Annotated in this window: 18 protein-coding genes; 7 read left to right on the top strand and 11 right to left on the bottom strand. The window is 35.0% G+C overall.

The window, feature by feature from the left end:
• Nucleotides 1-2: 2 nt before the first annotated feature.
• Nucleotides 3-590, bottom strand: coding sequence for a GNAT family N-acetyltransferase (locus VB796_RS05345; RefSeq protein ID WP_323345484.1), 588 nt, complete (start codon nt 588-590; stop codon nt 3-5).
• 110 nt (nt 591-700) lie between these two features.
• On the bottom strand, nt 701-1102 hold the full coding sequence (locus tag VB796_RS05340) for a nuclear transport factor 2 family protein (RefSeq protein ID WP_323345775.1): 402 nt from the start codon (nt 1100-1102) through the stop codon (nt 701-703).
• Between the two features lie 145 nt (nt 1103-1247).
• Here VB796_RS05340 and VB796_RS05335 point away from each other — a divergent pair, with 145 nt between their 5' ends.
• On the top strand, nt 1248-3746 hold the full coding sequence (locus tag VB796_RS05335) for a PIG-L family deacetylase (RefSeq protein WP_323345483.1): 2499 nt from the start codon (nt 1248-1250) through the stop codon (nt 3744-3746).
• 99 nt (nt 3747-3845) lie between these two features.
• On the opposite strand, the gene VB796_RS05330 is transcribed toward VB796_RS05335, so the two are convergent.
• The 4 genes from VB796_RS05330 to VB796_RS05315 form a co-directional block, all read right to left on the bottom strand.
• Nucleotides 3846-4298: a hypothetical protein gene (locus VB796_RS05330; protein WP_323345482.1), complete on the bottom strand. Its 453-nt coding sequence runs from the start codon at nt 4296-4298 to the stop codon at nt 3846-3848.
• Between the two features lie 44 nt (nt 4299-4342).
• Nucleotides 4343-4795, bottom strand: a complete 453-nt coding sequence (locus VB796_RS05325; RefSeq protein ID WP_323345481.1) for an RES family NAD+ phosphorylase — start codon at nt 4793-4795, stop codon at nt 4343-4345.
• A gap of 10 nt (nt 4796-4805) precedes the next feature.
• Nucleotides 4806-5231, bottom strand: a complete 426-nt coding sequence (locus VB796_RS05320) for an antitoxin Xre/MbcA/ParS toxin-binding domain-containing protein (protein ID WP_323345480.1) — start codon at nt 5229-5231, stop codon at nt 4806-4808.
• A 155-nt stretch (nt 5232-5386) separates the two neighbouring features.
• Nucleotides 5387-8059, bottom strand: coding sequence for a sodium-translocating pyrophosphatase (locus VB796_RS05315; protein WP_323345479.1), 2673 nt, complete (start codon nt 8057-8059; stop codon nt 5387-5389).
• Nucleotides 8060-8813: 754 nt separating this feature from the next.
• Here VB796_RS05315 and VB796_RS05310 point away from each other — a divergent pair.
• Nucleotides 8814-9926, top strand: coding sequence for an XdhC family protein (locus VB796_RS05310; RefSeq protein WP_323345478.1), 1113 nt, complete (start codon nt 8814-8816; stop codon nt 9924-9926).
• 384 nt (nt 9927-10310) lie between these two features.
• Here the strand turns inward: VB796_RS05310 and VB796_RS05305 are convergent, their stop codons facing one another.
• Together VB796_RS05305 and VB796_RS05300 are read right to left on the bottom strand one after the other, a co-directional pair.
• Nucleotides 10311-12383, bottom strand: a complete 2073-nt coding sequence (locus tag VB796_RS05305) for a T9SS type A sorting domain-containing protein (RefSeq protein ID WP_323345477.1) — start codon at nt 12381-12383, stop codon at nt 10311-10313.
• A 334-nt stretch (nt 12384-12717) separates the two neighbouring features.
• Nucleotides 12718-13635 carry a D-2-hydroxyacid dehydrogenase gene (locus VB796_RS05300; RefSeq protein WP_323345476.1) on the bottom strand — a complete coding sequence of 306 codons (918 nt, stop codon included), beginning with the start codon at nt 13633-13635 and terminating at the stop codon, nt 12718-12720.
• 452 nt (nt 13636-14087) lie between these two features.
• Between VB796_RS05300 and dnaK the strand changes: the two genes are divergently transcribed.
• From dnaK to VB796_RS05280, 4 genes are all read left to right on the top strand, one after another.
• Nucleotides 14088-15989, top strand: a complete 1902-nt coding sequence (dnaK, locus tag VB796_RS05295; protein ID WP_323345475.1) for a molecular chaperone DnaK — start codon at nt 14088-14090, stop codon at nt 15987-15989.
• 83 nt (nt 15990-16072) lie between these two features.
• On the top strand, nt 16073-16999 hold the full coding sequence (locus VB796_RS05290; RefSeq protein ID WP_323345474.1) for a hypothetical protein: 927 nt from the start codon (nt 16073-16075) through the stop codon (nt 16997-16999).
• Nucleotides 17000-18210: 1211 nt separating this feature from the next.
• A complete protein-coding gene (locus VB796_RS05285) occupies nt 18211-19236 on the top strand; it encodes a hypothetical protein (RefSeq protein ID WP_323345473.1) in 1026 nt (341 codons plus the stop codon).
• A 516-nt stretch (nt 19237-19752) separates the two neighbouring features.
• Nucleotides 19753-20181, top strand: a complete 429-nt coding sequence (locus VB796_RS05280; protein WP_323345472.1) for a VOC family protein — start codon at nt 19753-19755, stop codon at nt 20179-20181.
• A gap of 81 nt (nt 20182-20262) precedes the next feature.
• Here the strand turns inward: VB796_RS05280 and VB796_RS05275 are convergent, their stop codons facing one another.
• Nucleotides 20263-21120: a glycosyltransferase family 2 protein gene (locus VB796_RS05275; RefSeq protein ID WP_323345471.1), complete on the bottom strand. Its 858-nt coding sequence runs from the start codon at nt 21118-21120 to the stop codon at nt 20263-20265.
• Nucleotides 21121-21415: 295 nt separating this feature from the next.
• Entirely contained in the window at nt 21416-21997 is a 582-nt protein-coding gene (locus tag VB796_RS05270; protein ID WP_323345470.1) for a hypothetical protein, read from the bottom strand.
• A 399-nt stretch (nt 21998-22396) separates the two neighbouring features.
• Here VB796_RS05270 and VB796_RS05265 point away from each other — a divergent pair, with 399 nt between their 5' ends.
• Nucleotides 22397-22918 carry a YMGG-like glycine zipper-containing protein gene (locus VB796_RS05265; protein ID WP_323345469.1) on the top strand — a complete coding sequence of 174 codons (522 nt, stop codon included), beginning with the start codon at nt 22397-22399 and terminating at the stop codon, nt 22916-22918.
• A 326-nt stretch (nt 22919-23244) separates the two neighbouring features.
• On the opposite strand, the gene VB796_RS05260 is transcribed toward VB796_RS05265, so the two are convergent.
• Nucleotides 23245-23853, bottom strand: a complete 609-nt coding sequence (locus tag VB796_RS05260) for a porin family protein (protein ID WP_323345468.1) — start codon at nt 23851-23853, stop codon at nt 23245-23247.
• Nucleotides 23854-23907: the final 54 nt, after the last annotated feature.

Below are 23907 nucleotides of genomic sequence, written 5' to 3'. Positions count from 1 at the left end.
TTCTAAATATTTTTCACCCAGTAAACCATTGGTTTTACGGTCGATTCGCTTTCATTAATATCTAACCAATCAAATTGACTTTGCAGACTTTCATCTTTTTGATAACCTCTTTTCGTCCAAAAAATATCATGCGGTTGATAATTTTGTGGTTTTAAGAGATGATTTTCTGGACGAACAACTGAACAAAAGCACGTCTTTTCAAATGTTTCAAAACTACGGGCATGATTTTCTCTTTCTTCAAAAAAACGATTTCCAATTCCTAAACCTCTGTATTTAGACAATAAAATGCTTTCTCCAAAGTAAAAAACAGTTTCAATATTTATACCTGCCTTGATAAATGGCTCTTGAACATCGGCAGTTTCATCAAACAATGGGATACACGTGGTCGCTCCCACCATTTTTTCATCATCCCAAACGCTAAATAAAAGTGCATTTTCTGAATTTATATATGTCTGTAAATATTCTTGTTCGTGAACAATTGTACCCTCATATAAATAAGGATAATCTTTAAAAACTATAATCCGTAATTGTGCTAAATTTAAAATCACAGATTGTATTTCTTTACCTTTAAAGGCTTTGTAAGTAAGCATCTCATGAATTATGATTACATGAATTTTCAGTCTGACTATCGTCTGACGTAATAAAATTGGTCAGACGATAGCCAGACCATTTGTCGTTAACCTAAATATTTTTTCTAATGCTACTTAGAAACCAACTCAATCCAAAGTGGAAGGTTGTAATAAGTTGTTACACGAGAGATTTTGCCATCAGTAATTCCTAAGAAAGCCGCCGCAGGAAGAACATAAGTCTGATTGTGAGCAGGTGGTAAATCTTCGTCAGCTTTTTTGTAAATGCCATTTACGGTAAATTCAACCGCAATTCTTTGGTCGGAAGGTTCAGTAAAAAATACCATGTCCGTGAGGTTTTCATCGTAACATTCGTCCATTTTTTCTAAAAACTTAGTAAAATTTTCTATTCCGATACGAACATCGCCTTGATTACTTTCATGACGAACCTCAGGATGAAGCAGTGATAACATTCCGTCCCAATTCTTTTGATTAAAATATTGATAGTATTGTTGTACTAATTCTAATGATGCCATTGGATAATTTTTTAAAGGTTTTTCAGTTTTATTGGCAAAACTACAAAGATTTGAACGTTTCAAATTCATATTTTCACAAAATCAAACCACAATCAGTAGATTTGTGTTACAAACTTATAATCACCCCAACTTCAATCTAAACAAAATGCTCAAATCAAAAATACGCTTACTTATCTTATTGCTTACCGCTAACTGCTTCATACATTCATCATTTTCGCAAGCAATAAAACCAATGCCTACGGGAGAGATTTTAATAAATCTCAAGAAATTGAATGTTGTTGGTTCTGCTCTGTACATAGCAGCACACCCCGACGATGAAAATACCATCATGCTTTCTTGGCTCGCCAAAGAGCGAAAAGTTAGAACCTCTTATCTTTCGGTTACTCGTGGTGATGGCGGACAGAACTTAGTTGGACCAGAATTATCTGATTTACTGGGACTTATCCGCACGCAAGAACTTTTAGCCGCACGTTCCATAGATGGACCAGAGCAATATTTTACCCGTGCTAACGACTTTGGTTTTTCAAAAAATACCGAAGAGACGATGCAAATTTGGGGAAAAGATGCCGTTTTGGCTGACGTTGTTTGGAGAATCAGAAATTTACGTCCTGATGTAATTATTTGTCGTTTTCCACCAGATGCACGTGCAGGACATGGAAATCACTCGGCATCGGCAGTTTTGGCAGAAGAAGCTTTCAAACTTTCGGGCGACCCAACTAAATTTCCAGAACAATTGAAATACGTAAAACCTTGGCAAGCGAAACGTGTGGTTTGGAATACGTTTAATTTTGGGACGGTTGCACAAACCCAAAAACCTGCTGAAAAAGAGTGGATTCAAGTTGATATCGGAGCGTTTAATCCATTATTGGGAAAATCATACAACGAAATTGCTGCCGAAAGTCGCTCACAACATAAATCACAAGGTTTTGGTGTTCCTCGTGGACGTGGTGCAAGACCAGAATATTTGGTTCATAAATTTGGAGAAAAAGCCGAAAAAGACCTTTTTGACGGCGTTGATATTACTTGGAATAGAGTAAAAGGCGGTTCAAGCATTGAAACTTTAGTGAATGATGCTATCAAAAATTTCAATCCAGAAAATCCTTCAACCATCGTTCCAACTTTGGTAAAAGCCTATCAATTGGTGAATAATTTAGAAGATGAATATTGGAAAACTCAGAAGAAAAAAGAGTTAGAAAACTTGATTATAGCTTGCTCAGGTTTATATTTTGAAGCAAATCCAAATGAATATTCTGCGGCATCGAGTGAAAAAATAAACGTGGTTGCCACTGTGATTAAACGTTCTGATTTACCCGTTACCCTTTCAGAAATTAAGTTAGTCGGTTTGGCAAAAGACAGCATAATGAAATTGGAATTGGGCAATAATGAATTACAAAGATTTACCTTTTCAGCAGAAATTGCTAAAAATCAGCCAAATACGCAACCCTATTGGTTAGCGGAAAAGAAAATGGGTAAAGGAATGTACCGAGTTGATAATCACGAATTGATTGGTTTACCTGAAAAACCTACGGATTTACAAGCAGAATTTACCTTTACGATTGACAATCAAAATTTTAAGTTTTCATCTCCCGTAATTTTCAAATACACCGATGAAGTGCGTGGGGAATTGTATCGCACTTTTGAAATTCGTCCAGAAGTAGCGGTAAATATTGCAGACAAAGTTTACGTTTTTGCTGATAATCAACCTAAAGACGTTGAACTTACGTTGAAATCTGCCAAAGCAGGTGTATCAGGAAGTGTAAGTTTATCATTACCAACAGGTTGGAAGTCAAATCCTGCGAGCATTGATTTTAATTTAGCCAATAAATACCAAGAGCAAAAAGTTGTTTTCAAAGTAACACCAAGTGTAAAAGATTCAGAAGGCGAAATAAAAGCCATTGTAAAAACGGCAAACGGAACGTTCGACAGAGGCATTAGAACGGTTGCTTACGACCATATTCCTCCGCAAACACTTTTTCCTTTGGCAGAAGCCAAAGCGGTGAAATTAGACATTAAAACCAAAGGAAAATCAATTGGTTATATTGCAGGTGCAGGCGATGAAGTTCCTGCGGCATTACGTCAAATTGGTTATTCTGTAACTAATTTAACAGAGAAAGAATTTAATGAGGATTTATCAAAATTTGATGCTATTGTAGTGGGTGTTCGTGCTTACAATACCGAAGAAAGACTGAAATTTTATCAGAAGAAATTGATGGAATACGTGGAGAAAGGCGGTAATATGTTGGTTCAGTATCAGGTAAATAATCAATTACAAAAAATTGATGGTGGTATGGGACCTTTTCCTTTCAAAGTTTCGAGAGAACGTGTAACGGTTGAAGAAGCAGAAATTCGTTTCTTGAAACCAGAAAGTCCGTTATTGAATACGCCAAATAAAATCACGAATAAGGATTTTGAAGGTTGGGTTCAAGAAAGAGGTTTGTATTTTGCGAATGAATGGGACCCAAAATTTGAGACAATCTTATCGTCAAACGACCCAAATGAAAAGCCTTTAGATGGCGGCTTACTTTATACAAAATACGGAAAGGGAAATTACATTTTTACGGGTTACGCTTTCTTCCGTCAATTGCCTGCGGGTGTTTCGGGTGCGTATCGTTTATTTGCTAATTTGATTTCTGCTGGGAAATAGGCATTTTGTTTGAACTATGATTTTTTGGATTGATTGATTTTAAGATTTTGCTTACTTTTTATCCTAAAATCAATCAATCTAAATAATCATGGTTCAGATTTAAGGAAAATTAAAAGGTAAAAACATTTTAAACCTTACCTTTTTGTCGTCCTGTGTTGCGGATGACCACCTCGGAGATAACAGTATTGCATTTATTAAACCTTCATCTAACGCTGGATTATTACTATGAGTTAACAATTGTACTTCTGATACGCATCCATCCTTTTCGATGAAAATACAAGTTAAAATCATCGTCTTGTTTTTATCAATCTTTATGGATTTTCTTTGTAAAAACCTTTTTACATAAGCGTTCAAGGAATCTCTTCCTCCAAGAAATGTAGCGGCTTTTTCGCTAAACATATATGCAATTGTATCTGGATTTTTATTTAAAAAAGGCTCCATAATTGATTTGGCATCAATTATGGTAATTGTATCATTTCTTTGCGAAAAGACACAATTTGTGAGTAGAAGTACCATGAAATAGACTCTCAGAATTGTAAGTGCATTTTTCATATTTTTAGCTTTGATTCAATATAGATTCATTAAGTAGTTCAACATTATGATGCCTTTATCCTCAAATCAAACTCAAAATCTTCAATTTCTATGATTTTGAGTTTTGCAAAGTCGGGATGTTGTGGATTAAACAAATAGTTAAACTCATTTTTGATGATAGCAGATGGTACTTGTAGCACACAAGTGTTAAAATCTTCAATCCATTTATCTCCTAATTCTTGACATAGTTGATAATTCTCATGGTCAGTCCATTCTTTGGGAAGGTCTGAATTCGTGATTTTCGTAATTTCCATTTCTTCAGGAATCTCTACAACGGCTACTTTAAATGCTGTTTTCAATCTATCAGAATTTAAGTGTACAACCATTTCCAAACACGCTAATGCCCGTGAAGAAGCCGTATAACACATAAAAATTCCATTTGAATTCCATATCGCAGCGTAACCCGAACCACGCAAATTTCCTGCCCACTTTTCGGTTGTAATTCTATAAACAAGCATAGATATAATATTAAGCGGTAGCACCAAATTCTATTCGATATAATTCTTCCATAATTAACTCAATTCCACCCGAAGTTTCCATTAATTCCGCAGGAATTTCCCAACCTAAACCATAAGCAGGTTTCATAATCCATTTACGAAAAGCCTCTAATTCGCCAAAAATTTCATTCCCTTTCTTAAATAATGCAATGAGTTTTAGAGCGTGTTCACTGTTAACTACGTCCAAGTTTTTACCTTCCTGTGTATAACGAGTTATCGTTTTGGCAGAAGTGTTAAACAATGTAGCAATTTGTTCTTTTTTGAACCCTGTCAATAAAATTATATCATATAAAATACTTGCACTCAATCCTTTACGAGCATTAAGAACAATAGAAATATTACCCCGAATTTGTGGAGCATATTTAGCGTAAATCGCTGCTTCTTCTTGAACTTCCATGATTTTTTCTTGATGTTTTTAATGAGAATCTTCTATTCAAAATCTTACTGTAAATTAAAGGGAATTTGTCTAAAAAATCAAGACAAATTCCCTTTAATAATCTTAAACAAAAAAAAGCCGTCCTTCTCAGAACGGCTTTCATAGGCTTTAAATTCTTACTTCTTAGTTACTCTCACAGAAATTCTACGGTTTGCCGCACGACCTTCTTCTGTATCATTCGTAGCCACAGGATTTTCTTGTCCGTAACCTTCAGATTCTAAACGAGCATCAGTAATTCCTAATTTTACTAATTCAGCTTTTACCATTGAAGCTCTGTTTCCAGATAATTTCAAGTTTGCGTTTGCATCACCTGTATTATCGGTATAGCCTCCCAATTTGATATTTACCGAAGGAAATGCTTTCAAAATTTCCGCAATATTCTTCAATTGTTCTGCTGATTCAGGTTTTAAAGTTGATTTACCTGTTTCAAAAGTCAAACGGTCAAAATCAAACCATGCTTTTTTATCAATTGCTTGGCTTGGATTTTCGATAAATTTCAACAAGTTATTTTCAATTCCATTTTCTGGAATATTCAACGTTACTCCCGACGATAATGCTTTATCTAATTTAGCCCCTAAATTTTTAATTCCTTCCGAAACTGGCAATTCAGACGCTAATTGGGGAGTCATCGCTTCTACATGAATACCGTCCATTGCTTTAGTAATACTGTCAGAATGAACAGCGATATATGGAGCAATTACCAAAGAAACAATCGACATCAACTTAATCAAAATATTCATTGAAGGTCCAGATGTATCTTTGAAAGGGTCACCCACGGTATCACCTGTAACTGATGCTTTGTGTGGCTCAGACTTTTTGTAATACATTTCGCCATCAATTAAAACACCCTTTTCAAATGATTTTTTCGCATTATCCCAAGCACCACCTGCGTTAGATTGGAATAAGCCCATCAAAACACCTGATACCGTAACACCTGCTAATAAACCACCCAAAACTTCTGGTCCCATTGTAAAACCAACTAAAACGGGCGTAATTAAAGCAATTGCCCCAGGAAGAATCATTTGTTTGATAGAAGCCTCTGTTGAAATAGCCACACATTTTTCGTATTCTGGTTCAGCTTTGTATTCCATAATTCCCGGAATTTCACGGAACTGACGACGAACTTCATTAACCATTTCCATCGCTGCTTTTCCAACGGCAGAAATACACAAGGCACTGAAAATAAATGGAATCATACCTCCTACAAAAAGACCTGCCAACACATCTGCTTTGTAAATATCAATCGCTTTAATTCCCGCAATACCCACGAAAGCCGCAAAAAGAGCTAATGAAGTCAAAGCTGCCGAAGCAATGGCAAAACCCTTACCCGTTGCTGCCGTTGTGTTACCAACTGCATCTAAATTATCGGTACGTTCACGTACTTCTGGAGGTAATTGAGACATTTCTGCAATACCACCTGCATTATCAGCAATTGGACCAAAAGCGTCAATTGCCAATTGCATAGCCGTTGTTGCCATCATACCTGCTGCCGCAATCGAAACCCCATAGAGTCCTGCAAATTTGTAAGAAAGGATAATACCCGCAGCCAAAACCAAGATTGGTAAAACTGTTGATTCCATACCAACTGCTAAACCACCAATAATATTTGTAGCGTGTCCTGTACCTGATTTTTGAATAATTGATAAAACTGGACGTTTGCCCATTGCAGTGTAATATTCCGTAATAATTGACATCAAAGCACCCACAACCAAACCAACGACAATTGCCAAGAAAACACCGTTTGACGTAAATTCAAAACCACGAAGATTTAGTGTTTCTGGTAAAAGAGTTTTTACTAAGAAATACGAAGTAATAAAAGTAATAATTACCGAAGCCCAGTTTCCTAAGTTTAAAGCCGCTTGCACTGAAGAATTTTCGTTCTTGATTCTCACTAAAAATGTAGAAACCAAAGAAGCCAAAAGTCCAACACCTGCAATCATCATTGGTAAAATTACTGGAGAAAATCCACCGTAATTATCAGTTACGTTGATTTCTTGACCCAATACCATTGTTGCCAAAATTGTCGCCACGTAAGAACCAAATAAATCGGCACCCATACCCGCTACGTCACCTACGTTATCACCCACGTTATCCGCAATAGTTGCTGGGTTACGCACGTCGTCCTCTGGAATTCCAGCTTCTACTTTACCTACTAAATCAGCTCCAACATCGGCAGCTTTTGTATAAATACCTCCACCAACACGAGCAAAAAGAGCGATTGATTCAGCACCTAATGAAAAACCTGCTAATACTTCAATAGCTTTTTTCATTTCGTCAGAAGTCAAGGGTTGGTCTTTGGCGAAATAGTTATAGAAGATAATAAATAACCCTCCAAGTCCTAAAACAGCTAACCCTGCTACGCCCATTCCCATTACAGAACCACCTGTAAATGAAACTTGAAGTGCTTTTGACAAAGAAGTACGTGCCGCTTGTGCAGTACGAACATTGGCTTTTGTTGCCACAATCATTCCGATATAACCCGCCAATGCAGAAAGGAAAGCTCCAATCAAAAATGAAACTGAAATTAATGGAGAAGAGTGAATTGGGTTTTCAGCAGTACCTTCGTTTGACCCCAAAAAGAAAAGTAAAACGGCTGTTGGAATAGCAAAATAAGCTAATACTTTCCATTCTGCTTTTAAAAATGCAATTGCTCCGTCGGCAATATAGCCAGAAAGTTTTTGCATATTTTCATCTCCTGCGGGTTGCTTAGAAACCCAAGAAAAACGCCATGCTGTGTACAGCAATCCAATAATTCCAAAGACTGGAACGTAGTAAATAATGTTATTCATTAGTTATATTAAGGGTTTGTTTTTTGTTTAGTGATTATCTTTGTAAACACCATTTTTATAGAAAAATGTGCATCGACTATATAAATTACTAAACGTTGAAATGATTAAAAGGCAATCTTTATCTCGTCAGAAGCACTATTCTAAATTATTGGATAAATTATAATTTAACACAGTTTCTTACAAAAACAGGATTTCACAAATATACATTTTTAAGATTGTTAATAAAAAACTATTTCAAGATAAAATTGGATTTATTTTATTGAATTTTCACTTATTTGAATGGTGGAAATGATATTTTTTTAGAAAAAAATATTTTTATTGGCTTTATTTCGACAAATAATTTCTTTTATCCTGCTTTAACGCTTTCGTTATCTAAAATAATAACAGAACAATACACCAAAACCATAATAGCCTAACAAACAATAACTTATATTTAAAATCCGAACGTTCAGTCTAATTCTAAGGCGTAATTATATCGAACTTGAGACAAAAAACTTAATACAAAAACTAATGATTATAATTATTCCGTTTTGAATGTAGCCCTTTAGTAGTAACTTATCGAAAAAATCAACACAAGTTGTAACAAAGTATATTTTACAAACCCAAAGTAAGGACAATTTCGAATTACAATTATCTCAGGCTTGATGAGCAATGGTCTGTGGGATTTTAAAATCGTGTTTGATTTTGTTCCAGTACTTAGATAAATGAATTGGTTTGTGAATTTAAAGCCATATTAGAATTTTGAAAAATAGTAATGAAAGAGATTAGAAATATTATTGAAACATACCAAAAAATTGACTTTTCAAGACAAAAAGCCGCTCTTGCAACAGTGGTGAGAGTTGAAGGTTCTTCATACCGCAGAACAGGTGCAAGAATGTTAATTACCGACTCTGGCGAGTGGATTGGGGGTATCAGCGGAGGGTGTTTGGAGGGTGATGCTTTGAAAAGAGCAAAACTGGCAATGGCTCAAGGAAAACCAACCATCGTAACGTATGACACAACTGACGACGACCCCTACCAAATTGGCGTAGGCTTAGGTTGCAATGGCATTATTGATGTATTACTGACACCCTTAGACTTCAAAAATGAGAATAATGCAGTGCTAACTTTACAAAGCTGCATCAATAGTCGCACACCCAATGTGGTTCTTTCTGTAACAAGTTTAAAAGGGAAATTTGAGCAATTTTCTCTCGGACAAACTTTTCGATTTGATAATGCGGAAAACTTCTCTCAAAAATTTTCAAACTCAGAAATTGTAAATGATTTACTACATGAAATTGAAAATTGTTTTTCAAGTGAAAAATCAACTTCTCAAATTTATAAAACGGAACAAGGTGAAATCAAGTTTTTCATTGAAGTAATTATTCCTTCCACACATTTACTAATTTATGGGGGTAACTATGACATTTATCCAATGGTAAAATTGGCAAAAGAGATTGGCTGGAAAGTATCTGTAATTTGTAATCCGTTGAAAGTCCATAAGTATTTATTGGATATGGCAGACGAGGTGATTGACAGAGAAAAAAGTCAAAACTTAACCATTGACCCATATACGGTTGCACTTTTAATGGCTCATGATTATGAAACAGATTTTAGAAATATGAAAAATCTCATAAAAACAAACATAAAGTACATCGGAATGTTAGGGCCTAAAAAACGAACGGATAAAATGTTTGTGAAATTGACTGAAGATGGAACGCCCATTTCTGATGAAGATTTGGCACGAATCGCAACACCTGTTGGTTTGGATATTGGTGCAACTACGCCCGAAGAAATAGCCATTTCGATTATTGCGGAAATAAAAACGTTTTTTTCTGGAAGAGATGGAAGTCGATTGACTTTTAGAGAAGGAGCAATTTATAGTTAAAAAGCCTGGGTACACTGTTTAATAAGTTACGGAACTATAAAGGGTTTGTCGCAACATAAAATTAGACCACGGATAATACAGATTTAACAGATTTTCACTGGGATGCACAGTCTGATAAAATCAAGAATAATCTGATTGTACGTCCCAATGTAAATCCGTCGAATCTGTTAAATCTGTGGTCTAATCTTGTCTGCAACAAATAGTTTATACTTCCGATAAGTTACTTCAACTTTCGGGAAGTTGACATAACTTATTAAACAGTGTATTCTGGCTATAAAAGCAAATTTTCAAAAACCGTAGGTTCGGCTTTGAAAGCTCCAAAAAATGCGAACAAACCGTAGTTTTTTGAAGGACGGCTTCCATAAATTACACTTGGGGCAAACCTTAAAACTTCAAAAATTTACGTTGATAATATTTCTGGTCAATTTTTACGTTGATAAAATAGGTTCCTGCGACAAATTTTTGAACATCGATTTCTAAATCATTATCACCTGCTACACCATAAGTGTCTGAATAATAAACCATTCTGCCTAAATTGTCAAAAATCTCAATCAAAACTGGTTTAAAATCCAGCAAGTTAAATCCTAATGAAATTAATTGATTGGTCGGGTTTGGATAGACATTTAATTCTTCACATTCAGTACAAAATGTAATTGGGATAACTTCAGTTTGCTTTCCAGAATTTGAACAAGTAAAATTTAATTTAGCATTACCAATCAAATAACTACTTTCTGGAATTTTAATTTTGACATGATGATTTCCTTCTGAAATTTGAGAAAATTTGAACGAAAAGCCATGATTTGAATTACCTGAATATCGTTGCGAATCAGGATTTAAACTGTCGGCAAAACTCGTTTTTATCACTTTTCCATCCAACAAAATTTCATACTTTACAGCTTTTGAAATATCACTTTTGTTGACAATCCAACCATATCCACCCTGACAGTCAGCCTTTTGCAATTGCCCCTCATACTCAGCATTAATACCACTATTTTCACAAACAGAAGGAATTTCTTTGATAAAGTCTTCGTCAAGGATTACCTCAATGGGTTGTCCTCCGTTTTCTGCCGTTAAACCTTGCCAAACGGGCATAACACTACATCCTCCTGAACCCGTAATACATCCTCCTTCAAACAAAAAATCTGATAATTTAAAGGTTAATTTTGCTTTAGGAATAATTTGAAGTGAAGCTTTATTTTTAAGCCATTTATTTTTAATTACTTCAACATATTTGGGTGAATTTTCTAAAATTTCCATCAAGTTTTTTCCCTTTACATTCGGGAAAACAGCTACTAATTTGGCACCATGAGTAAAACTTTGGTCAATTTGCTGAAATGAAGAAGATTCGTAAACGGCAGTTTCGGTTTGTGAAGGAATTAGGTCTTTTAATTCTGCTTCATTCATTATCCATTTATTGGGCAAATTACTACGCAGTAAATCCATCGCAAATCGGTGATTGTATGAAAGTCCGTTATTAATTTTGGTTCCGTCCGTTCCTTCTCCTAAATCTTTAAAAGCCATTGTTCCACGTCGAACCGACAAATCATCAAACACAGAACCATAATCATTCACAATTTTGAATGGTCGGTTTACTTTTACTGCTTTCACGGTTTGAATGAATTCGGTACTAAACCGTTTTAACATAAAATGACGGAAGTTATACCAATCTTTTCCATCTTGCCCTTCAAAAGAGTATTGAAAATAAAAGTTATATTTTGGGCTGATTTCATTAAAACTCTTGACATTATTATAATCCTTCCCCCATGCTTTTTTTAGGATATTGATATCATTACAGTAACGTCGTCTAAGCCAAACTTTGTATGCTTCTTTCATCGGTGACGAATAATCAAAAAGTCCCCCTTCATGCGAATTTCCAAAGGGATAGCCTAATTCTTGTTCTCCTGTTGTTGCTAAACTAACATATAAAATATCGCCATTTTCTTGGTATTTTTTATAGCGTTCGATAGTCTCCGTAGTAAAACTTTTCATTCTGTTCAAGGTAGAAGTTGCCGCAAAAGAGGTCATACTTCTTTTGCCTGGCCCCGACTGTGCCAAATCGTAGCGTCCTTGTCCATCAGTCATCACATCATTTGCATCAAAATTTGAACACCACTGATTTTTCGGGTCATCTCCACACCAGCCATCAATCCAAATTCTTAGACCGATTTTCATCCCCAACTCAGACGCTTTTTTCATCTGATTATCCACTTGAATCCAAGGATTGGGAGAATTGGCACGATACACTTTTACATAATCCCAAAGCACCGCAATATTTACCGCATTAAAACCTAATTGATGAGCTTTTTCAATTTCTTTTACGCCTAAATTATCATCTTTTTCATCAATATTCACCAAAACTAACGCCAAATAACGTTGGTTATCTTGAGAAATAATTTGGTGATTAACCAGTAAAAAAATGACAATCAATAACGTTTTAAATACTTTAGAGTTCAGCATGATTTTTCAAATTTTCTCAAATAAGTTATGAACAAGAACGTCGGCGAACAGCTCCGATATGGGCTAAAGCTCGCCGACGTTTAGCAAGAGTACTGGATGAGCTTATAATTTCGGAACTATCTACAATTTGTCGCAGAATAAAATTAGCCCACAGATTGTACTGATTCAACGGATTTACACGGATAAATTTAAAGAAAAATCAGTGTAAATCTGTTTTATCTGTTCTATCCGTGGTCTAATTTTGTCTTGCGACAAATAGTAGATAATTCCATATAATTTTCAATCGTAAATCGAGGATAAACCATTTACCAGTCTTCTAATCACCAATAACCACCTAATAACCTTTCACTAAATCAACATTATTTACTAACTCCTCTCCTTTTTCAAAACGTGCTAAATTATTCAAGAAGAAAACCACTTTATCAGCACTTTCTTCTGCCCAACCGCCCGACGAATGTTGTGTTAATAATACATTTGGCATATTCCAAAGTGGGCTTTCTGTAGGCAAAGGTTCTAATTCGGTAACGTCCAAAACTGCTCCTAATATTTTCTCCTCTTTCAGAATTTCAATCAAAGTATTTTCATCAACTGCTGAACCTCTTCCTACATTAACGAACAATGCCGATGGTTTTAGCATATCTAAGTACGTTTTATTTATCAAGCCAATGGTTTCTTTCGTTTCTGGAAGTGTGGCAATCAAAATATCCGTAGTAGGAAGATAATCAGCTAATTGGCTAATCGTTTTTGAGTTTAAAACGGTGGTTTCACACTCAAATCCGCTTAATAATTGTTGCGTTTTCAGACCAATTGCTCCACTTCCTAAAATCACAACTTTAGCTTTGTGCAATAAATGAAGCGTTTCACGGATTGGCGTGCCTACCCATTCATTTTTAGTTTGGAGTCTGGTCAATTCATCAATTCTACGATAAACCGCTAAAATTCCTGCCACCGTAGTTTCAGCCACTGATTGTCCGAAAAAGCCTTTTAAATTGGTAAGTTGAAATTGGTATTCGGTTAATTGTTGGTATGGGTCAAGTCCTGTTGAGTTTAGTTGTAGCCATTTCAATTGAGAACTGGCATTTAACCAATCTAAAGGCACATTTCCGTAGCAAATATCACAAGTTAAAAATTGTTCATTTAATGTTTCCGTAACTTCTCCATCACCAAATATTACTTCATATTTGGGTTTGAGTCCGTCTCTGAATTGTTGATAAATAGATTCTTGAAATTTTGTGTGAATGTAAATTTTCATAAAATATTTTACTGATTTGGGGATTTTGGACAATGATTTAGAACGCAGATTCCGCAGATGCAAGCACCGCAGATTTTTATAGATTGGTTAATTATATTCTGTTGAATTATAATTGTTTGAACTATGATTTTTAGGATTTGAGTATTCAGACAATTATAGACTGAGACATAACTTATTAGAAGTAAAATTTAGTAATTCGGCTCAACTTCCCGAAAGTTTAACCCCTGACGGAGTTATTTCGGGAAGTTCTTATTCCAATAAGTTATGTCATTCTCTATAACACTGACATTATACAATATTTTGTCAGTCATAAAATCATTTTTTCTGCAAGCATGACACCGATTTTGCCATTTTATGACAATCTGTCAGAAAAAAATCTACTGGCATTAAGATTGTTGAAATTAAGGAAAATTAGCATTAAAACTTATTCAAATAATAAATTAATAAATAAAATGGGAAAAATTATCGGTATTGACTTAGGAACAACCAACTCTTGCGTAGCCGTAATGGAAGGTAATGAGCCAGTCGTAATCGCTAACTCAGAAGGTCGTCGTACTACACCTTCAATCGTTGCATTCTTAGATAATGGAAACGGTGAACGTAAAGTCGGAGATGCAGCCAAACGTCAGGCAATCACTAATCCTAAAAACACTATCTCTTCTATAAAGCGTTTCATGGGTAAGCGTTACTCAGAAGTAGGAAGCGAATTAAAAACGATTGCTTACACTATTGAGCAAGGTTCAAACGATACTCCACGTGTTCGCATTGGCGACCGTCTTTATACTCCTCAAGAAATCTCGGCTCAGATTCTTACGAAAATGAAGCAAACGGCTGAAGACTATTTAGGACAAACTGTTACAGAAGCGGTTATTACTGTTCCTGCCTACTTCAATGATGCAGAACGTCAGGCTACGAAAGAAGCAGGACAAATTGCAGGTTTAGAAGTAAAACGTATCATCAACGAACCAACTGCCGCAGCATTAGCTTACGGTTTGGACAAAGGTGGTAAAGATATGAAAATCGCAGTATTCGACTTAGGTGGTGGTACTTTCGATATTTCAGTATTAGAATTAGGTGATGGCGTATTTGAAGTAAAATCTACTGACGGTGATACTCACTTAGGTGGTGACGACTTCGACCAAGTTATCATTGAATGGTTAGCAGCAGAATTTAAAAACGACGAAGGTGTTGATTTACGTAAAGATGCCATGGCTCTTCAACGTTTGAAAGAAGCAGCAGAAAAAGCAAAAGTAGAATTATCTTCAAGTGCTTCTACTGAAATCAACTTGCCATATATCTTCCCTGTGGACGGTATGCCTAAGCACTTAGTACGTACTTTATCTCGTGCTAAATTTGAGCAATTAGCTGATTCATTGTTTTTACGTATGATGGAACCTTGCCGTCGTGCGATGAAAAACTCTGGTTATTCAAACTCAGACATCGACGAAATTATCTTGGTAGGTGGTTCAACTCGTATTCCTAAAGTAGTGGAAGAAGTTGAAAAATTCTGGGGTAAAAAAGCATCTAAAGGTGTAAACCCTGACGAAGCCGTAGCAATTGGTGCAGCCGTACAAGGTGGTGTATTGACGGGTGAAGTGAAAGACGTATTATTATTAGACGTTATTCCTTTGTCATTAGGTATTGAAACAATGGGTGGTGTTTTCACGAAATTAATCGAAGCGAATACAACTATTCCTACGAAAAAATCTGAAACATTCTCAACTGCTTCTGACAACCAACCATCAGTAGAATTGAACGTATTGCAAGGTGAACGCCCAATGGCAGCCAACAACCGTTCATTAGGACGTTTCCACTTAGACGGAATTCCACCAGCACCACGTGGCGTACCACAAGTAGAAGTTACTTTTGATATTGACGCAAACGGTATTTTACACGTTTCGGCAAAAGACAAAGGAACAGGAAAAGAAAGTAACATCCGTATCGAAGCATCAAGCGGTTTGACTGACGAAGAAATCGAAAGAATGCGTCAGGAAGCGAAAGCTAACGAGACAGCAGATAAAGCAGAAAAAGAAAAAATTGAAAAAATCAACCAAGCTGATTCATTGATTTTCCAAACGGAAAAACAATTGAAAGAATTTGGTGATAAACTTTCAGAAGGAAATAAAACAGCTATCGAAGGAGCTTTAGAAGGTTTACGTTCAGCACACGGTTCACGTGATGTAGCGGCAATCGACTCAGCTTTAGAAGCCTTGAACAACGCTTGGGCGGCAGCATCACAAGAGATGTACGCACAAGGTGGACAAGAAGCTCAACCAACTGGTGACGCTGGACAAACTACCGATTCAGGTTCTTCTTCACAAGCGGAAGATGTGCCTTTTGAGGAGGTGAAGTAAGATTTTGAGTTCATAGTAAAAACGCCCTTGGATTTGTTTCTGAGGGCGTTTTTACTATGAAATACACTTAAAATAATATAAATATGGAAAATTTACACGATGGTATAAGAATTAAATTACACAAAATAATCGATAAAATTCAAAATGGTAAAATTGAGGAAGATGATATAGAGTTAGTTTTAATAAGACTAAGAGAACACTCGCCTAAAGACAGTATTTTTAGAGAAATAGCACATTTTATTGCACATCCTAATAGAGATAGTGGAAAAACATTTGATTCTTTGTATAATGTATATTGTAGGATGTGTGCGTATATGAAATATCAACATAATAAGGCACAATTAGACATAAGTAAACCTTTAGAAAAATGGGAATATGATTTTATAATAAATCAGATTGCAATTTGTGATTCTACTAAATTAAAATCTGAAATCAATTTAGACAAAATACACGCCAATAGTCTAATTAAACGTTGTATAATAAAAAAAAATGGCAAATATGAAGTTCAAGTTTCTGAGATAAAAAAAATAATGCCAATTTTTCGACAAGCATTCGGATTTATAAAAATCCAAGAGTTGTTCAATGGTAGTGAGATTATGGATAGTTTTATTCAAGTTTTGGAAAGTAATGAATTTAAAATTGATCGGATTAATATTTATAAATACTCTGACTTAATTTTATTGACAATTCTCATTCTTATGCATAACAGAACTTTTAAAAATGAAAATGCAATTATTGGTAAAACAATTTTAACTATTCCAAATGACGTATATGGAAATTTAGAAAATACTATTGAACTTAGAGGAGAAATAGCATTGCCACAAGGTCTAAATATAATTGTAACCTTAATCAAAATAGATATAAATATAGAATCAATATTATCTGGAGATTTGATAATTAATAAAGAAATTGCAGATGGTTACTTTACGAAGGTATTTGATCAAAATGCTAATTTGACTCTTGTTAGAACTAATAATCAATATATTCTATCCAGATTAACTCCGCAGTAACCGTTTACCGATGCTGTCCATGCTATTCGAGATGTTCCAAAGGACAATCTCGAACTTATGATAAAAGGGATTTCCAATCCGAAGTAAAATAAAGTTCAATTAAACCTAATCACATTTTGTATAGACAAGGCAATGCTTTGTCTATACGCATTTATGGGCGTTTGGGTGTTTTGTCTGAACTGGGATTTTTAGGATTATTGCCGTTGTCTGTGTCTTCACAGACGACCATTATAGTTAATTAAGGGAAATTGTAAAATTGAAAGTACCAACTATTCGCCGCTGAACTTCCCGAAAGTTTTAAACTTTCGGGAAGTTTGTCCAAGCCAGATATGGTACGTTATTTTTTACAATTTCCCTAAAACAAAAAAATGTAAGAAATAGTCGTATCGTCTGTGGAGACACAGACAACGGAAACAGGGATTTCCAATCCGAAGTAAAATATAGTTCAATTAATCCTAATCACATTTTGTATAGACAAAGCAATGCTTTGTCTATACGCATTTATAGGCATTTGGGGTATTTTTATTGCCGTTGTCTGTGTCTTCACAGACGACCATTATAGTTAATTAAAACAAAAAATGTAAGAAATAGTCGTATCGTCTGTGGAGACACAGACAACGGAAACAGAGATTTCCAATCCGAAGTAAAATAAAGTTCAATTAAACCTAATCACATTTTGTATAGACAAGGCAATGCTTTGTCTATACGCATTTATGGGCGTTTAGGGTATTTTGTCTGAACTGGGATTTTTAGGATTAATGGATTTTAGGATAAAAATTAAAGAAATCTTAAAATCTGTAAATCAAAATAATCATAGTTCAGACAATCCCTCCTCAAATCCAATAAAACAAAGAGCCATCGGCTCGACCCATTTTGTAGGGGTGGGTTTCAACCCACCCAATAGATTAAATTATTCCCCGTTCCTACGGAACTAAAATATTCTTTTTATTCATCTTTCGGAGGGCTAAAACCCTCTGCTATAAATAAGATAAGCCGAGCCGATGGCTCTCTATTTGCCGTTGATTTCTAATCCGATGAAAAAGAAAAAAGAATGGAATATCACCCCAAAAACCGTTTAATAAATTCACTTTGAAATGCTCTTCAATTGGTGTAATTTGGCAATAGATAAATAGAAAACTCTCTGCACTCACTTGCAAAATACAAGTGAGTGCAGTTGCTAAACAAAATCCTTAAATTATTATCATTGAATTATGAAAAGTTTACAAAAAAAAATTATCCTATTATCTCTAATTATTTCTACTCTATCATTTACAAAAAGTAACACCCAATTACCAGATATATATCTATGCGGGTACGAAAGTAAAGGAGCAAAAAAAATAGCAACCTATTGGAAAAATGGTATTGCCACATATTTAACTGATGGTAGCTCTGATGCAGAAGCTTTTTCTATGGTGGTTGAAGGGAATAACATACACGTAGTCGGGATTGAATTTTCAGGATACACACCAGTAGCAAAGTATTGGAAAAACGGTATTTCAATTCCTTTGTATGAAAGAGCTATAACTTCTTTTGCTAATTCTATAGAAGTAATTGGGAATGATGTTTATATATGTGGTCAAGAATATGGAGACAAAAGGAACTCGACTGCGAAATATTGGAAAAATGGAATACCTACAAACCTATCTAATGGCGAAAGTATGGCATTAGCCCTTTCAATTAAAGTTATTGGAAAGAATATTTATGTTACTGGATATGAACGAACAAAAGGAAATGATTTTGCAGCTAAACTTTGGAGAAATGGCATATCTACGACATTAGAAGAAAATTCAATGGCAAAGTCCCTGTTTATATTAAAAAACAACGTATTTATTGCTGGAAATGAAGATAGGAAAAATGCTAATAATTACGGAACTTATTGGAGAAATGGCGTTCCAACAACATTTAATACAGGAAAAGTAACAGGACGAGTTATTTCTCGTTCAATGACAGTTTCAGGGAATGATATTCATATTGTTGGTAACGTATATACAAATGAAGGTACTGTGGGTTTTCATTGGAAAAATGGGATATCAACAAATTTAGATCCGCAAGCCTCCTCTTGTGAGGCACACTCTATTTTAACTCGTAATGAAGATGTTTATATTGGGGGATATACAACCAATAAGAAAGGAAATACTATTGCACAATATTGGAAAAATGGAGTACCTATATCCGTTAAGTCAGACCCAAATTCATCATCAAAAGCATTTTGTATTTTTATCGAAACTTATCTATAAAGCACAAGTTTCTCCATCCGTGGTTGGTTGAGGTGGTTCAAAACAGCGGCACACTTTTTTTGTGCCGTTGTTTTCCTATTGCCGTTGTCTGTGTCTTCACATACGACCATTATTGCCGTTGTCTGTGTCTTCACAGACGACCATTATAGTTAATTAAAACAAAAAATGTAAGAAATACTCGTATCGTATGTGGAGACACAGACAACGGCAACAGGGATTTCCAATCCGAAGTAAAATAAAGTTTAATTAAACCTAATCACATTTTGTATAGACAAGGTAATGCTTTGTCTATACGCATTTATGGGCGTTTGGGTGTTTTGTCTGAACTGGGATTTTTAGGATTAAGGGATTTTAGGATGCAATTAAAGAAATCTTAAAATCTGAAAATCACAATAATCATAGTTCAAACATATCACCTCATTGTCGTAAACACCACCTCTTATTGACGCATCAATAGTCCTGATTATCAAATCATTAAAACTACATTTGTATCATCGAAATCTAAACAATAAAAAGATGGCACAAATTAATCCCCACATTAACTTCAACGGAAATGCCGAAGAAGCTTTCAATTTCTACAAATCAGTATTTGGTGGAGAATTCGCAAAGATTATGCGTTTCAAAGATATGGCAAGTCCAGAATTTGAGGTATCTGAAACTGAAGCCAATAAAATTATGCACATTGCTTTACCGATTGGCAACAACATTTTAATGGCTAATGATGTCCCCGAATTTATGGGCAAAACCAATGAAAACGAAAACAGGTCTAAAATTGCGATTAGTGCCGAAAGCAAAGAAGAAGCAGAAAAGTTATTTAATGGGCTTTCAGTAGGTGGACAAATAGAAATGCCTCTAACGGACAGTCCTTGGGGTTCATATTTTGGTATGTTTCGAGACAAATATGGCATTGAATGGATGATTGATTTTGACTCAAAACTGGTCTAAGTATTCCATGCTACTCGAAAGGGAATAAACAGTTATACCCCTGCTAAGGGTTTGAAAACTTTAGCAGGGGTACAAATTCACCTATCGCTTAAAGGCATAAATAGATTTTTTGATATTATTCCGCCAAACTTGCGTAAAAGACAAATGCGGTTCTGCTAACCTTCCACTCCACGGCTGACTCATTTTCAGATAATGCGTATAAAATGTATTGGCAGAAATACCCCATTTATTCAAAAATCTGAGAGAGCCGTGTTTTTGTTTTACTTTTTTGGTAGTTTTCGAGCCAAAATGATAAAATAAACAATCACCGATTCCAATAAAATCTCTGACACCAATAAACCATAATTTCATCGAGAAATCAGGGTCAGAATACATTCCAGGAGAAAATTCAATACTATAACCTCCTATCCGATTCCATACCTCAGCACTCACCAAACTGACAGGCCAAGACGCTCCCGACCAATTACTCCTTTTAAAAGTATCTACATTTTCAATGAGTTCTTTCTCCCTAAAATGTTGTAAATCATCTCCATAATCAGCAATAATAAAAGGCGAATTTTGTGCGGAAGATTGATGCGGTTCAATTAATGTGGAGGACAAATAAAAGAGATTATCGGGCATTTTTTTGATGGCAGCCATAAAAGCGGTGTCCCAATGAGGTAAAGCTACCATATCGTCATTCATATAGACAATGTATGGGGTTTTCACGAGTGTCGCTAACTCATTCAAAGCCGAACAGATACCTGTATTTACTTCGGACTGCTTAAATTCGATGTGGTTTTGGTTGAGCCAATCTATTACCTCCTCCGTTCCTTCATTGACGTAAACCAAAATTTGATGGTGATAGTCGGAATAATTCCAAATGCTTTCGATGCAGAGTTTCAAATAGGGGAAATTATTCCAAGTTGGAATAAGAATGGAAAATTTTTCAGATTTCATAAGGCTTATGAGTTTAATTTGGGGTACTACGGCTTAGATAATCATCCATAAAATGATGCTTAAATCAAGGATTGCTTTCGAAACAACCCTTATACGTAGATACACATACAAACAATGTTGTATTGCTCTCAACAAACTTATTTACCAAAAAACTATTCCATCCAAATCTAATTTTGCTCGTGAATTTTAAACGATTTCGTCCGAAGGCAGACTAATTTTTGAAGATTACTTAGCCTTGAAACTCGCTTTTCAGCCATAAATTCAAACTCCTATAAAATACATCCCGACGAATCCATTATTTTATTTTCTCAAAAATTAGATAATTACCTGCATACATTAAAGATGAATTACCTTTATTGATGACACCCCAATAAAGTGTTTTTTGCCCTTTTTTGTCAACAATAATTCTAAAATCTTTAGCCGTTTCGATAAAATTATAAATCCTCGACTCACAAGCGAGCAGTTCATAACTTCCTGCCATTTTAGTAGAACCTAAAGCTGAGACTTTGAGCGTTCCAGTCTGTATTGAGGAGGAATAAGACAATATTTCTGCTGAGGCAAAATATAGATTTATCGGTGCTTGCCCATTCAAAATAATCTTTTGGGTTGAAGGTTCAGCCGCATCTTGTGTGATAACCAGCGTAATATCTTTACTGAGCGAATCTTTGGTTCCTCTTGCTTCGTAACACGGCAATTCTAAGGCATCTCCCAAAAGAGTGCTATTCAATTTCCAAGTACCTTGCAGTTCAGCAATTGAAAGTGTTTTTTGGGAAGAAAGTTCCTGATTTAAACTTGCGTCAACGACTTGTTCTTGGCAAGCAGTACAAAATATAAAGCCTAATAAAGCGATAATGAGAAATTTTATTAATTGTGTCATGGATATAAAATTGTTTGAGGTTATCAATTATCATAATGACACAAGTAAACCTTAAATAGTTGGAATTTATCATATTTACGCATTCTTGAACCACTTACTCATTGCCTATCAAAAATAACAATAAATCTCAATCTCATCTGTTTTGTATGCAAACACCCAGTCATCTGGAACAGTATTTTTAACGTAGATTATATTAAATAGAATGTTTAATAAGTTTCTTCAACTTTCCTAAAGTCTCCAATCTAAGATTTTGGGATAATATTATCCAGATAACTTATCGGACTTATGAAACAGTGTATTAAACAGTGCTGAATAAATAACAAATTATCCTCAGCAAATTGTAATTTTTCATCTACCTTCTCAAAAGTAGAATGGTAGATTCATCTTAAATTAATGACCATGAAAAAAGTAACAATCATTCTGACCGCTTCATATTTTTTATTTGCTTGTAATGATTCTTCAAAAAAAGAAATTCAAGAAGCCAAGCAAATGACCATTGATTCGATGCAACAACAAGCACAAATCAGAGAGGCAAAACAATCGGTAATTGATTCAATGACTCAACAGGCAAATATTGAAAAAGCAAAACAATATACTATTGATTCAATAAAAGCCGTCAAACAAAGTCAAGTTAATACACTTGGTTCGACTACTAAAATTTCAAAACCAAATGCTTTTTCATCAAGTACCAATGCTCCTGAGGAACAAACAACAACCGTTGTAAGAGCAAAAAAGAAAAAGAAGAAAATGAGTAATGTTGCCAAAGGAGCGATTATCGGTGCTGGCGTTGGGGCATTATCTGGAGCAGTAATTTCAAGAAATAATAAACCAGGAAAAGGAGCAATTATCGGTGGAGTAATCGGGGCAGGAGTTGGAGCAGGAACTGGAGCAATCATCGACAAAAAACAGAAAGGAAATTAAGTTAGCTTGAATATTAAACGGAACTATAAAGAGTTTGTCGCAACATAAAATTAGACCACGGATAATACAGATTTAACAGATTTATACTGGAACGCACAGTCTGATAAAATCAAGAATCATCTGACTGTGCGTCCCAGTGTAAATCCGTCGAATCTGTTAAATCTGTGGTCTAATCTTGTCTGCGACAAATAGTTTATACTTCCGATATTAAATCGGAATTTTAAACTTGAAAATGTAAAATTTAGTTTTTTGACATTCCGTATTCAATTTCATAAAAAAGCCTCAAATCAATTTAGTTGATTTGAGGCTTTTAGCATACTTCCTGATTAGATATTTCCTAAAGGAAAACTAACGCCTAAGGTGAATCCTAAACCACGATTCATAATATCAATATTGCCCTGTTGAGCGATATTTGTTAATCCAAGACCATATCTTACATCAAAATTCAACCACGTTTTTTCGGCTAAAGCATAATTAAACCCTCCACCAAAAGTAAGTCCCAAATCAGAATTTTTGTAAAATTTCCCTTCTGGGTTCAGGTCATTACCATCTTTATTTTGTGCATTTAACAAGAAATTCACGTGTGGCCCTGCAAATAATTTAGGTCGGAAAGAACCCGTTTTGTTACCTTCTCCAAAATAATAAGTAGCTAAAATAGGGATTTGCAAATAATTCAAATTTACCGATTCTACTGGAGTTACAAGACTTGCTCCTGCCTGATTATAAAGCACTTGCACGCCCAATCCAAACCAGTTTTTACTACTATAATTCAAAAACGCACCTGCCAACAAACCTGTTTTAGACTTCGTATTTTCAGTTCCTGAAAGTGTTGAAAAATTTACACCTGCCATCGGACCAAAGGATAAATTTTGAGCCACAGAAAGTTGGCAAATAAACATTAAAGTTGCGATGAATAAAATTGATTGCTTTTTCATAATAATAATTGTCATTAATTAGTTGAGTTATTCTCTCAGCAATTAATTAAAACA

The sequence above is a fragment of the Arcicella sp. LKC2W genome (assembly GCF_034931005.1).
Lineage (GTDB): Bacteria > Bacteroidota > Bacteroidia > Cytophagales > Spirosomataceae > Arcicella.
Note: the sequence above shows the minus strand (reverse complement) of the source record. Positions and strands in the feature narration are given on the sequence as shown.

Coding starts and splice junctions, on each gene's coding strand:
- dnaK (WP_323345475.1), top strand. CDS start 14,088: ATGGGAAAAATTATCGGTATTGACTTAGGAACAACCAACTCTTGCGTA.
- VB796_RS05260 (WP_323345468.1), bottom strand. CDS start 23,853: ATGAAAAAGCAATCAATTTTATTCATCGCAACTTTAATGTTTATTTGC.
- VB796_RS05290 (WP_323345474.1), top strand. CDS start 16,073: ATGGAAAATTTACACGATGGTATAAGAATTAAATTACACAAAATAATC.
- VB796_RS05335 (WP_323345483.1), top strand. CDS start 1,248: ATGCTCAAATCAAAAATACGCTTACTTATCTTATTGCTTACCGCTAAC.
- VB796_RS05310 (WP_323345478.1), top strand. CDS start 8,814: ATGAAAGAGATTAGAAATATTATTGAAACATACCAAAAAATTGACTTT.
- VB796_RS05300 (WP_323345476.1), bottom strand. CDS start 13,635: ATGAAAATTTACATTCACACAAAATTTCAAGAATCTATTTATCAACAA.
- VB796_RS05325 (WP_323345481.1), bottom strand. CDS start 4,795: ATGCTTGTTTATAGAATTACAACCGAAAAGTGGGCAGGAAATTTGCGT.
- VB796_RS05285 (WP_323345473.1), top strand. CDS start 18,211: ATGAAAAGTTTACAAAAAAAAATTATCCTATTATCTCTAATTATTTCT.
- VB796_RS05320 (WP_323345480.1), bottom strand. CDS start 5,231: ATGGAAGTTCAAGAAGAAGCAGCGATTTACGCTAAATATGCTCCACAA.
- VB796_RS05280 (WP_323345472.1), top strand. CDS start 19,753: ATGGCACAAATTAATCCCCACATTAACTTCAACGGAAATGCCGAAGAA.
- VB796_RS05330 (WP_323345482.1), bottom strand. CDS start 4,298: ATGAAAAATGCACTTACAATTCTGAGAGTCTATTTCATGGTACTTCTA.
- VB796_RS05315 (WP_323345479.1), bottom strand. CDS start 8,059: ATGAATAACATTATTTACTACGTTCCAGTCTTTGGAATTATTGGATTG.
- VB796_RS05345 (WP_323345484.1), bottom strand. CDS start 590: ATGCTTACTTACAAAGCCTTTAAAGGTAAAGAAATACAATCTGTGATT.
- VB796_RS05265 (WP_323345469.1), top strand. CDS start 22,397: ATGAAAAAAGTAACAATCATTCTGACCGCTTCATATTTTTTATTTGCT.
- VB796_RS05305 (WP_323345477.1), bottom strand. CDS start 12,383: ATGCTGAACTCTAAAGTATTTAAAACGTTATTGATTGTCATTTTTTTA.
- VB796_RS05270 (WP_323345470.1), bottom strand. CDS start 21,997: ATGACACAATTAATAAAATTTCTCATTATCGCTTTATTAGGCTTTATA.
- VB796_RS05340 (WP_323345775.1), bottom strand. CDS start 1,102: ATGGCATCATTAGAATTAGTACAACAATACTATCAATATTTTAATCAA.
- VB796_RS05275 (WP_323345471.1), bottom strand. CDS start 21,120: ATGAAATCTGAAAAATTTTCCATTCTTATTCCAACTTGGAATAATTTC.